At 37.7% G+C, this 13,418-nt stretch carries 7 protein-coding genes; 2 read left to right on the top strand and 5 right to left on the bottom strand.

Annotation, left to right across the window (positions count from 1 at the left end; all coding sequences use genetic code 11):
* Nucleotides 1-168 precede the first annotated feature (168 nt).
* Nucleotides 169-1,284, top strand: coding sequence for a nitric oxide synthase oxygenase (locus B7E05_RS05050; protein WP_080873005.1), 1,116 nt, complete (start codon nt 169-171; stop codon nt 1,282-1,284).
* A 674-nt stretch (nt 1,285-1,958) separates the two neighbouring features.
* Here B7E05_RS05050 and B7E05_RS05045 read toward each other — a convergent pair.
* Together B7E05_RS05045 and hag are read right to left on the bottom strand one after the other, a co-directional pair.
* Nucleotides 1,959-4,457 (bottom strand): YheC/YheD family protein, encoded by a 2,499-nt coding sequence (locus B7E05_RS05045; protein ID WP_080873002.1) that lies wholly within the window; start codon nt 4,455-4,457, stop codon nt 1,959-1,961.
* 134 nt (nt 4,458-4,591) lie between these two features.
* Entirely contained in the window at nt 4,592-5,464 is an 873-nt protein-coding gene (hag, locus tag B7E05_RS05040) for a flagellin Hag (RefSeq protein ID WP_080873000.1), read from the bottom strand.
* A gap of 398 nt (nt 5,465-5,862) precedes the next feature.
* On the opposite strand from hag, the gene B7E05_RS05035 reads away from it, so the two are divergent.
* Nucleotides 5,863-6,021, top strand: coding sequence for an aspartyl-phosphate phosphatase Spo0E family protein (locus tag B7E05_RS05035; RefSeq protein ID WP_080872998.1), 159 nt, complete (start codon nt 5,863-5,865; stop codon nt 6,019-6,021).
* A gap of 390 nt (nt 6,022-6,411) precedes the next feature.
* Here the strand turns inward: B7E05_RS05035 and B7E05_RS05030 are convergent, their stop codons facing one another.
* The 3 genes from B7E05_RS05030 to B7E05_RS05020 form a co-directional block, all read right to left on the bottom strand.
* Nucleotides 6,412-8,385, bottom strand: coding sequence for a methyl-accepting chemotaxis protein (locus tag B7E05_RS05030; RefSeq protein WP_245832972.1), 1,974 nt, complete (start codon nt 8,383-8,385; stop codon nt 6,412-6,414).
* 616 nt (nt 8,386-9,001) lie between these two features.
* Nucleotides 9,002-10,978, bottom strand: coding sequence for a methyl-accepting chemotaxis protein (locus tag B7E05_RS05025; protein ID WP_080872996.1), 1,977 nt, complete (start codon nt 10,976-10,978; stop codon nt 9,002-9,004).
* A 220-nt stretch (nt 10,979-11,198) separates the two neighbouring features.
* Nucleotides 11,199-13,169, bottom strand: coding sequence for a methyl-accepting chemotaxis protein (locus tag B7E05_RS05020; RefSeq protein WP_080872994.1), 1,971 nt, complete (start codon nt 13,167-13,169; stop codon nt 11,199-11,201).
* Nucleotides 13,170-13,418: the final 249 nt, after the last annotated feature.

Here is a 13,418-nt window from a genome sequence, read left to right as displayed (position 1 = left end):
TAATGCATGAGTTTCCATGCAAATAGAACATCATGATGATAAAACCTTAGCAACCGTATAAAGACCTTCATCCTTTTTGTTTATTCACCGACAAAAATGGCGTTTATTCCCTCTCTCCGTTACAATTAAATGAGAAGATAATGCGCTAAAAACATCGGAGGTATCCCATTGAGTAAAGAAGAAATGCAGCAGGAAGCGGCAGCTTTCTTAACAACCTATTACGAAGAAACCGGCGCCCCTGCAGAAAATGCACAAGCACGAATCGAGGAAGTCACAGCAGAAATACATACAAGCGGCACGTATACACAAACATACGAAGAAATAGCTTACGGAGCCAAACTGGCATGGCGAAATTCAAACCGCTGCATCGGCAGACTATTCTGGGAGCGGCTGGAAGTTATGGATGCCAGAACAGCAACATCAGAAGAAGCAATATTCGAATTTCTGTTCAGCCATTTGAAAAAAGCCTTTAACCAAGGAAGAATTAAACCCTATATCACGATCTTCCCGGCCACCTCAGCAAAAGAAGAAACCGTAACCATCTGGAATCATCAATTGCTGCGCTATGCCGGCTATGAAACAGAAGAAGGGATCATCGGTGATTCCGATTCGCTGGCATTCACAAAAATATGCGAACGACTGGGCTGGCAAGGCAAAAGAACCCATTTTGACATCCTGCCTCTTGTGATTCAAATTGGCAATCAGCCGCCTGTCTGGAGAGAAATCCCGGAAGCATTGATTCCGGAAATCCCAATGGAACATCCGACCTATGAAGCGGTTGCCAATCTGCATTTAAAATGGTATGCCGTCCCGGTTATTACCGATATGCGCCTGGAAATCGGCGGATTGCATTACCTCGCCGCCCCTTTTAACGGCTGGTACATGGGAACAGAGATTGGAGCCAGAAACTTTGCAGATGAACACCGCTATAACCTGCTGCCAAAAATGGCAGAAATCATGGGCTTAAATACAAAACATGCCAGTAATTTATGGCAGGATCGTGCCCTGATTGAATTGAACGAAATGGTGCTGCATTCTTTTAAAAAACAAGGCGTATCCATCGTCGATCATCACACCGCCGCATCCCAATTCCGCATTTTTGAAAAGCAGGAAGCAAAAGCAGAACGCGACATAACCGGAAAATGGACTTGGCTTATCCCGCCTGTTTCCCCGGCAACCACACATGTCTGGCATCAGCCTTACAACAATGAATGGAAAAAACCGAATTTCTTTTATCAGGATAGGGGCGGTAAGCGCGGGAAGGGGTGTCCGTTTCATGGGTAGAGATGATAGTGTTCTTACTTTTTGTGAGAGCACTTTTATTTGAAGAAAAAGGTATACATTTCGTTACTATGTTCAACCCGCGAATTTATGCTTACATCTTTTTAGAATTGGCTAACCCTGTTCAATTATCCGCAGCATTGTTAATACACTTACTAGTTGCTATACATGTATGAATTTCTGAACTAATGCATAGTGATTATTCATATTATTGATGCCCAACCTCTTATCTTAATTAAATGTCTTGTTATTAAATGTATCGGCTCAATTAGACTGTATTTGAAGCGATTAAGAAATACTTTTTTATTTAAGGATAATTATAGAGGTAATCAAGAAATAAAAACCTCACTAAAGAATTAAACTATACTAGCATCAATAGGTTGTTTTTTTATCCGTGTTATTTTATAGGGTCCAGTTTATTTATTGAGTGGAGGTTTTTTCGACACGCAATGATTTTGCGACCTACATTCTATAATCCGGAACGAACTGAGCCATTACTGACTGCCCGATTCCCACTTAGAATTTTCGAATGCTCTCCTTTCTTGAAATCGAGTCTTACAGCTAGTTACACTGCAATAAAGTTTATTAAAACCTAAAGTTAAAGATATTACTTTCACAAGTTAAATTTAATAAATTGTGAAAGTAATATCTATCCACTCATCAACTTCTAAAGTTGTTTAATTTTCTACTTTATTTATTTCTGCTAAATAAACGGCATAAGGAATTGCAGACCTGGCTACTTCAAATTCATATAATACAATACCCGGTTTATTGACATTCACTTCAATTAAATATATATCTGAATCTGTACCAATAGCAAAATCAAGCCCTAATTCACTTAATTCATTATTATACGATTCTTCAAAATTAACAGCAATGTTCAGAGCTGCTTTTATTATATGTTCTTTCAAGTTTTTTGACTTAGGGAAATTTCGATTTAAGAACCCTTCAATTCCTCCCATATATCCGCCATTATCAATAGTAGCTATAGTAGCGTAATTAAAACCAATCCTTGGGCGAATATTAACAGTAGACCATTGACCTTTTCCATTTTTCATAAGGTGGACTCTTATATCAAATGGATTTCCTTCTTTTGTTCTTGTATCTATATATCGTTGCACAACAAAAATTCTTTTTTTTATCATACTTCTCAAATAATCCGATAAAGAAAATTCACTATGATAAGTTTCTTTATCCCCATCTACTACAAAATACTCATTCATTTTAACCTTTCGAATAAGATGTACTTCTTTAGCAAAAGAACCAATTTCCGGTTTAACAATAACTGTTCCGAATTTCTCGATAAAACGAAATATATCTTTTACTTTATCAACTTTTTGATATGGAATTATCACATCATCAACTAATTTTGTTTTTGTCAATCTATCGTAAACCTCTAACTTACTAATCGAATTACCATAAAATTCATTGGTAAAAGGAATTCCTTCTAATTCTTGATATACAATACTATGCCCCTTCACCCCTCTTAATCTGAGGCGATCATAAATGACATCTGGATAACTGACTACTTTCGGAACCCACTCTTTTTCTTCATAAAAATAACCTTTTATCAACATTTCATCGTAGTCAATATCCTTCGGTGAAAAGTAAAAAAAGTCAACATCTTCATATTTTGCTACATAAGCACAAGCGACAGCTAACTTATTTTCTCCATGTTCGGGGACAAGCATGCCGACGCTTGTTTGTTTTTTCAGCTCACCCCAAGGTAATTTCGTACTTCTAACATTAAATTGCCCTTTATTAGTTAAGTGTTGTGAACTATTAGTTAAGTAAATTCCTTTTTCCGCAATGTATTTTGCATAACCAATGGTATTTACCGCTCGTTCTTTCTCATGATAGGTAGATTGTGGTCCCATATTTACTTCATGCATCCAGAAACGTCCTGTTTTATCAATAGTTAAATCCAAACCTAGTTCGTCTAGTACCAATCCATATATTTTATCCAAATGCTGTGTTAAGTCTAGGGAGAGTTTTTTCATATCTTCGTAGTATTTTTTTCCTTTTTCTCCAAATTCATTTATTAAAAAAAGCTCTAAATCACCCGTTTTACCACCGCGGCTAATATTACTTAAAATACTCTTTTTATTTCCAATCCGTGGATATATCTTTGTTATTTGCCATTCTCCTTCGCCATTTTTTTGAACATGGGAACGAATGTCAAATGGTTCTCCATTTTTTGTACGAGCTTCAACATACTTTTGAATCATATAATGATGTCCTCTTTGCAATGTAAGTTCATGTATCCAGCTTTTTAACTCTGGTTGAGTAAACCTACGTTCCTTTGTATCATCTTGCACAATAAAATGATTTTTATCTTTTTTAATAAAATAAACATTTAATCCTCGTTTCCCCATAACAGGTTTTAAAACAGCTCTTTCATTTTCGTTTACAAAGTCCAATACAATAGATTCGTCTGTAACTATTTTAAAAGGAACCAATAAACCAGCAAACTTCATATATTGCAGCATTTTCTTAGGTAAATGTAATTTATTTTCGACACCAAAACTTGTAAATGGTAATTTTCTTCTTAAGTTTCTTTCTGTTAGTGATTGTCTCACCCTTGGTATAATACCAATATTGTGAATAACATTAGGAAAGGAGCTCAAGACAGTCTCCCACGAATTATTTATGTACATATCACCTTTTATTTGTTCTGTCTCAAAATTAACATCTGCCGAAGAAAAAAATAACAATTTTACTTCCTGTTTTTCCGCTTCTTCTACAAGCGCATTAATTCTAGCTTCAGGATAGCTTTTTCTTGGATTGTTCGAGTCAAGATAAACACCAATTATCATTTTCTGATTAGCATGACAGTCATTACTTTCTTGAAAAAATTTCTGCAGTTTTCTTAATTGTGGCTGTAAAGAAAAACGAGTTATTTCGGATACTTTTGAGAAATTACTTTTCTCCATTTCTTGAGCAATGAATAATAATGTCTTATTAATTTTCTCTGTTTTTATATCGTCTATCTTTAATTCAACTCTATTAAGTAAATTTTCAATTGCTGTTACCCCTTCTACAATAGAATTAATTATGAATATACTTTGTTGAATCTCTTTTGCTTTAATTAATTTAGAAAAATGCTCTGTTGCTTCTAATAATGTATCAATAATATTTTTCAATTGAAATGTTTGCTTTTCTTTTAATTTTTCCATACGAAACAAAACTCCTTTACTATTTATACAGCATTTAAAATAGCTTTATATATAATATCGGATAAAAAGTCTACTTTATAAAGTTCTTCATAAAGTAAAAAAGATCCCAGCTGGGATCTTTTTTATAATTTTTCTTATTGAAGTAATTGAAGTACGCCTTGTGGTACTTGGTTTGCTTGCGCAAGCATAGATTGAGCTGATTGAGAAAGAATATTGTTCTTGGTGAACTCCATCATCTCTTTTGCCATATCGGTGTCCCTAATACGAGATTCCGCTGCAGTTAGATTTTCAGCAGACGTACCTAAGTTGTTGATAGTGTGTTCTAAACGGTTTTGTACTGCACCGAGTGAAGAACGTTCCGTAGATACCGTTTCAATAGCTTTATCGATTTTTGCAATTTGCTCATCAAAATCAAATGGAGTATCAGCTCCTTCATTTCCTCCTGAAGTTCCCATTACATTTAAATCATCTACTTCTAACGCTTCAGCACTCATATTATTAATATTTATAGATAATTGTTGTCCTTCATTAGCGCCTACTTGGAATGTAATTTCAGTATCGTCAAATGTTCCATCTAATAAGTTTTTACCGTTAAATTGAGTACGATCAGAAATACCAGGACTGCCAGAATCAACTCCACCTAATTCTTCTGTTAATGAATCAAGCTCATCTTGAATCGCTTGTAAATCTTCAGTCTCTTGAGTACCAGTATTACCAGCTTTAACAACAAGCTCTCTTTGACGCTGTAAAATATCGTGTGTTTCATTTAAAGCTCCCTCCGCAGTTTGAATAAGAGAGATTCCGTCCTGAGCATTTGTAGAAGCCTGCTCCAAACCACGAATTTGTCCACGCATTTTTTCTGAAATTGATAAACCTGCAGCGTCATCACCTGCACGGTTAATCTGAAGACCTGAAGAAAGTTTCTCCAAAGAGTTCTGAACTCCATTTTGATTTGCTCCCAATTGACGATGCGCATTAAGAGCAGAAATATTGTGATTAATAATCATAATTCCATACCTCCATGTGTTTATAAAATGTTGAGCCACATCCTTGTGAACTCTTTAACACCAACCAAATCCGGTCAATATCATCAAAATATTTTTTCGTTAAGGCCCTAACGAACCATCCTTGGATGATCTATTTCTTATATCGACAAGAACAATAAATTATTAAAGCTTTTTTAGATATTATTTTAAAATATTTATTTTGCTTCTCTCTTCTCAACCGCAAAATAAAACATCTCTATTCATAAGCTCTGCCTCAAACCAATGTTAAAAATTACTATCTTCTATTTATTTTATTTTTCTCACGTTTGCTGTTAGAATCTTGCTTAAGAGCCTTATCATATCTTTTTATGCCATATCCAAATTGACTTCTGTTTGGTAATTGGAGAGGGCGTGAGAGTATGTCGGAAATGGATGAATTGAACAAGCAGATTGAAACGAAGCGTAAGGAAATGTATGCAGTTTATGAAAAAAATCCAACGGATCCGAACTTGTTGAAATTATCGCAGTCACTGGATAAATTATTGAATCAATTAGACCAGATGTTAAAAAAATCATAGCAATAAAATATGTAGATTCTCTTCCAACGGGATTTCGCTTTCTTACTCAAACTAGGACAAAAGTTTTTTAAATTATCCTATAAGTGAAAAAATCCCGTTCAATGAAATATGAATATCAAATAGCGATACTTTCCGGTAATTGTTTATTATTGCATTTCTGTTCTTAGCAAAAACCAATTACCGCATTCTACTATGCAAACATATGGATGGATAATATGTATAGAAAGAATAAGGCTGTACTCCATATTTTCAAGTGGACAAACATTGCTGCTTGTCCACTTGAAAATCAATAGAATCTGAGTGAAATCAGGCAGGAAGTACAACGAAAATACATAGAAAAAGAAGGAATCCCATACATGAGGAATCCTTCTTTTTTGTGCCATAATAATTTTAGTATTTATACTCCGCCACTTTTGCTGTTAAATCTTCTGCCATCGTAGACAAGGATTTTGCCGATGCCGAGATTTCTTCCATGGAAGCCAGCTGTTCTTCTGTAGAAGCAGCAACTTCCTGAGAAGATGCGGCATTATTTCTGGCAATGGAAGCAAGGTCATTTGCCGTTGCTGTTACTTGCTGAACAGAGGCAGACATTTGCTCAGAAATAGCCATTACTTCTTCCATTTGCGGTTTAATTTCTCCGCTTGACTGTAGAATTTGTCCAAATTTATCAATTGCATCATAAGACACATCTAAGCCATCGTTGACATTAGCTGTTACTTCGGACATTTTTTCAACCGCTTTTTGTACATCGGCCTGAATACCATGAACAATCGAACTGATTTCACCGGCTGACGTTTTCGATTCTTCCGCTAATTTGCGCACTTCATCCGCAACAACAGCAAACCCTTTTCCATTTTCTCCGGCACGAGCCGCTTCAATCGCTGCATTTAATGCCAAGAGATTGGTTTGCTCAGAAATATGCGTAATAGCTTTTAATATCGTATCTACTTCTTTTGATCGTTCCAGTAAGGAAGCAATATCCAGATTGGTATTATCTACAGACGATTGGATCGACGTCATTTGATTTAACGTATTGCTGACGGCTTGTCCTCCGACTTCCGCCTGTGTACTCATTTGACCTACCATTTCCGATACTTTGGCAGAGCTGTCAACAACCCGGCCGACACCTGTAGAGACTTCTTCTAAGGAATTCGCACTCTCTTCTGTACCATGCAGCTGTTTTTCGGAACTGGAAGATACTTCTTGAATGGCCAAAGATACCTGTTCCGATGCGTTTGTCATTTGGTCGGCGTTCGCCGTTAATTCCTCTGCAGATGCTGCTACTTGCTGCGCATTATGCTCGACATCACGTACGAGACTCTTTAGTCCTTCCTGCATCTCATTAAAAGCCTGGCCTAGTTCCCCAATCTCATCCTTCGTTTTTATATTAATCGAATGTGTCAGATCTCCGGTACTGATAATTTTCGCATTTTCTTTCAGGTTTTGGATTGGACGGGTAATAGAACGGACCAATAATAGAATAATAACCGTACCCAGCACCAAGGTGATGACAATAATCGTTATCATCGTTACAAATGTAGATGCTGCTTCATCCTTGATTTCATCATAATTAATCGTTCCTGCCAATTTCCATCCCGATAATTCATTTGTCTGGTACACCATGATTTTCGATGTATCCTCAAAAGTATATTCATAGCTGCCGGCATCATTGTCAAACATTGTTCCCAATACACTATCTTCTACTGCTTCTCCTGTTTCAAAAGTAGGATGATACACAAAATTTTGCTGCGGGTCAATCATGACAGCATAGCCATCTTCCCCAATTGAAATCTCAGAAGCCAATTCCTGGATGGAATCGATGTACAGACTGACTCCCATCACACCAGAACCGTCATCTAATGTTTTGGTGATACTGACTACGGTTCCTGTTTCACTTGCACTTTCAAATGGTGCGGAAATTTGCACCTCTCCAGGATTATCTACGGCATTGATAAACCAATCGCGTTCAGTTGCATCGAACCCTTCTGGTAACTTTGTATCCGGTTGTCTATAAAACAAATCGCCGTCATTAGAAGCGATATATACTTCGGAGACATCTTCGTTCATCTCCTTATATTGCCCCAATATTTGATCTAATGTTTCTTCATCATCATCTATTTGCCCACTGTTAAATTGTGTTGCAAATGTGTTCAAATCATTTATTTTCAGTTCCAGGGCATCATCGATAGTCTGGTTCAACACTGCAGCAGTATCTTTTACCTGTTCTGTCTGTTGATGCTCTAGTGAATCGATCGAGCTGAAATAAGTCATTATCCCAATGGTTAATCCCGGAATCAACAACATGAAAAAGAAGGATAATACTAATTTAAATCGAATTCCTTTTGGTTTCATTAATTTCTTCACAACTGACTCTCCCTTGATATAATCTTTCATATTCTCGCATGACAACTGGCTGGGACTGCCCTTACCAATGTTGTCAGGTTAATATGACCGCTACGGAAAAACACTACGCTAGATAGTTTTATTGCTATCTAACCGAATCGAATATAATTTTTATAAAATTCATTAACCTGACAACATTGCTGCACTTACTCGTTCCACAGAAAACCATTGCGTTTACTCGTCCCATCGAAGAGCTTTTGTAAGACTCCCAATAGAAAGTTTTGCTTTATGATATCTCGCACGTTTTACTATGTTCATGTATCGAACCAGTTATTGATACAAACACTTCGCTACTTATCCTGTAGAAATAAGTACCTAGTAATCTCGATTATTTCCCTCCTTTTCATATCAAGCACTGTACTTATCCCTAAGATTTCATACCTACTATTTATCGGTTAATTTTTTATAATTTAAATATATTATCATCATTTTGTAATTTTATTCCTACGTCGTATGTCCTCTCTGATGACTAAATATCTATCATATAAAAAGAACTGTGATGGAATAAAGTTATCTACAAACTTACTCCATCACAGTTCGTTCCGGTTACTACCGTTTCACAGCAAAGCGGTTTATTTTAATATTTATACACTTGTATCTTCTCTGTTAACTCCTCCGCCATGGATGACAGGGATTTTGCGGCTGCGGAGATTTCCTGCATAGATGCCAATTGTTCTTCTGTAGAAGCCGCTACTTCCTCCGAAGATGCGGCGTTATTTCTGGCGATAGCTGCTAAATCATTCGCAGTGGTGTTCACATGTTCAACAAGTGCAGCAATTTGTTCGGAAGTAGCTGTCACGTCTTCCATCTGCGGCCGAATAGTTTCACTTGTCCGGATGATTTCTCCAAATTTATCGATGGCATCATAGGACACGTCTAAACCGTCATGGACAGAAGTGGTTACACGTTCCATTTTCTCTACGGCATTTTGCACATCATCCTGAATACCTTGAACAATAACACTGATTTCGCCTGCGGATGTTTTCGATTGTTCCGCCAGCTTCCGCACCTCATCAGCAACCACAGCAAATCCTTTTCCATGTTCACCGGCGCGGGCCGCTTCAATCGCTGCATTTAATGCCAGCAAGTTCGTCTGCTCAGAAATATCGGTAATCGCTTTGAGAATCGTGCTGACTTCTTTGGAACGCTCTAATAAAGAATCAATGTCATGATTGGTTTCTTCCACAGATGATTGGATAGATGTCATCTGATTCAATGTATTATTGACGGCTTGTCCACCTATATCCGCCTGTTCATTCATCTGTTTCACATAGCCGGAAACGTTTGTTGCGCTGTTTACAATCTTCTCTACTCCAGCTGCGGCTTCTTCTAGTGAATTCACACTGTCTTCTGTACCGTCTAACTGATTTTCCGCGCTAGCAGATACTTCCTGAACCGCAAGTGATACTTGTTCGGATGAGCTCGTCATTTGATCAGCATTGGCAGTCAATTCTTGTGCAGACGCTGCGACTTGCTGTGCGTTCATTTCTACATCACGGATTAATGCTCTTAAACTGTGCTGCATTTCATTAAACGCTGTACCAAGCTGCCCGATTTCATCATTCTTGATAACGCGAATTTCCTCTGTCAGATCCCCAGTACTAATCACTTGTGCTCGTTTTTTCAGTCCATTAATAGGACGGAGAATCGATTGGATGGTGACAGCATTGATACCAGCTCCAATCAGGAAAGCAACAATCATCACAATAACCAGTGTTTTGATAATGCCTGATGCACTATCTTGGACCTCCCCGTAATCAATACTTCCCGCTATCGTCCAGCCTGTGAACGGATCGGTATCATGAACCAGTATGTGGGAGTCATTCCCTTGTTCATATTCCAAAATCCCGTCATCCTGTTCACCAGCTAATTGATTAGCCAGGTTTTCGTCTAACGATGTACCCACCTCCTGATTCGGGTGAAAAATCACTTTTCCATCACTATCTAATAAAATCGGGTAACCGTTTTCACCAATTTCAACAGAAGATGCCATTTCCTGTACAAAGTCTATCGATAAATCAATTCCAACAGCCCCTGAGCCATCCGCCAATGATTGAGACATCGTCACAACCGTGCCGCCATCCACTGCTGTGGTTTCATATGGGGCAGAGACGATTAATTCCCCCGGTTTTTCCATTGCTTCTATGTACCATTGCTGCTCTCGGGGGTCATAGCCATCGGGAACTTCTGTTTCTTGTTGAATCAGGAATGTCCCTTCTTCAGATCCGAAATAAACTTCATCTACTTCTTCATGAAAATGTAAATATTGATCAAAAACCGTGAGTAACTCATTGTCTTCCTCTTCTATCTGGTCTCCTCTCGTATTTTCAGCGAACACGTCAATATCCCGGCTTTTTAGCCTGAGTGTATCGTCAATATTCTGCCCCATCAAGGCAACGATTTCATTTACTTGTTGTTCCTGCTGTGCTTGCATAGAATTAACAGAGCTATTGTACGTTAAAAAGCCAATTAAAATAATTGGTATAATTAAAATAGAGGAAAAGGATAGAACCAACTTTTTCTTTACGCCATTTGTTTCTTTTTGATGCTTCATCTTTTTTAGCCTCCTTTTTCTGAAATCTTCTAATTTTGTATCGGTTACATTTCCATAAAACTGAATCTTTTCTCCTCATTTAACTACTTATAACCTAATAAAAAATACTAAAACAGATATAAATACCTATTAATGTAAATAAGCCCGGCGCAAGTGTATACACTTGCACCGGGCTTTAGATTATATTCAATGAAAGGCCAGGAACGTATCTCGCTTTCTATTAATACTGATATTTACTTATCTTCTCTGTTAAATCCTCTGCCATTGTGGATAAAGATTTTGCAGATGCTGAAATCTCTTCCATGGAAGCAAGTTGTTCTTCGGTAGAAGCAGCCACTTCTTGAGAAGATGCGGCATTACTTCTTGCACTGGATGCCAAATCATTTGCCGTATCTGTTACTTGCTGCACTGCAGCTTGCATCTGTTGAGAAATTGCCATGACTTCCTGCATTTGCGGCTTAATATCCGTACTGGATTGGACGATTCCTTTAAATTTGTCCATCGCATCATTCGAGACCTCTAAGCCTTTATCTACATTTGTAGTTACTTGAGACATTTTTTCCACAGCGTCTTTCACATCTGTTTGAATGCCTTGGAGGATCGTACCGATTTCCCCTGCAGATGTTTTCGATTGTTCTGCCAGCTTCCGTACCTCATCGGCGACTACCGCAAATCCTTTGCCATGCTCGCCGGCACGGGCCGCTTCAATCGCTGCATTTAACGCGAGTAAATTCGTCTGTTCAGATATATCGGTGATCACCTTCAAAATCGTAGTTACTTCATTAGAACGCTCCATTAATGAGGTAATATTGACATTCGTATTATCCACAGAAGATTGAATCGACGTCATTTGATTTAATGTATCTGTTACGGCTTCTCCGCCGACTTCCGCCTGATCGCTCATATGATTTACCAGCTCTGTTACCTCGGATGCGCTGTCAACAATTTTACCGACACCAGTGGATACTTCTTCTAAGGAATTTGCACTGTCTTCTGTTCCGTTCAACTGTGTTTCCGAGCTGGACGATACTTCTTGAACAGCCAACGAGACTTGTTCCGACGAGCTTGTCATTTGATCGGCATTAGCTGTTAATTCCTCTGCTGATGCAGCGACTTGCTGTGCATTCCATTCCACATCTTGAATTAATCCTTTTAAGCTGTTTTGCATATCATTGAAAGCAGTACCTAACTCGCCGATTTCGTCCGTCGTCTTCACTTCGATTGTTTGTGTTAAGTCACCACTGCTGATTGTTTCAGCTTTTTCTTTTAATTCTTTAATCGGACGGATAACAGAACGGATAAGAAGTAAAATAATACCTGTCCCGAGAACGACGGTAAGAGCCAGAACAACGGTAACCGGCGTAGAAATGGATTTCGCTTCGGCAATTACTTCACTGTGGTCAATCGTTCCTCCGAGCTTCCAGCCTGTCATATCGTTTGTTTCAAATACCATTATTTTTGATATTCCATTATAGTCATAATCAAACGTTCCATTTTCCTGTTCATACATATTTTGATAAAAAGATTCTTCCGCTTGTTCTCCACCTTCTACTTCCGGATGATAAATAAAGTTCTGATGATTATCCAGTAAAAGAGCATAGCCATTTTCCCCTATATTCATTTCTGATACCAGCTGCTGGATAAAATCAATGGATACATCCATACCAATAGCTCCGGATCCATCATCCAATGTTTTAGAAACGCTTACCGCCAGTTTTCCATCTCCACTTGCGGTTACATATGGGTCCGATATAATCACTTCTCCCGGATTTTCCATCGCGTCCTGATACCAGTCACGTTCTCTCGGATCGTAGCCTTCTTCCATCTCTAACTCCGGCTGCATATAGTAATCTCCCGCTGTCGTCGCAAGATAAATTTCTGGTGCTTCCGCATGCATTTCAATATATTCAGACATTCTTCGCTCTAATTCATCCGTATCTTCTATAACGTCTTCTGTAATCACATTCGCCAACACATCGATATCGTTCTGCTTCAACGCAAACGTATTATTAACCGTTTGATCCATCACCGCAGTCAGCCTCTGCACCTGATCTTTCGTCTGCCCTTCTATCGTATCGGATGAGCTAATGTAAGACATGGTAGCTATAATAACCCCCGGTACGAGTAAAATGAGGAAAAAAGATAAAATTAACTTAAATCGTATTCCTTTAGCTTTAAATATTTTTTTCATTTCCATCTCTCCTTATCTATATTTTATATCGGGAGAAACACAGAAAATTTGTATCGAAAAATATAAAATTATAGAAAAAGTTTATATTTATTACCTATTTATCCTGATTCATTTCATATTATTAGAAAAAAATCCCTAATATTATTTTCATAATTGATACAAGAAGGATAGAACCAACTGTATTTTTCTACCTAAAAATGCAGATTTTCTGTTTAAAATTCATGTTTTTGGAGAAATATATAAATATAG

This window comes from Oceanobacillus timonensis (assembly GCF_900166635.1).
Taxonomy (GTDB): Bacteria; Bacillota; Bacilli; order Bacillales; family Amphibacillaceae; genus Oceanobacillus; species Oceanobacillus timonensis.
The sequence above is the reverse complement of the archived record's forward strand: the minus strand, read 5'-3'. Positions and strand labels throughout refer to the sequence as shown.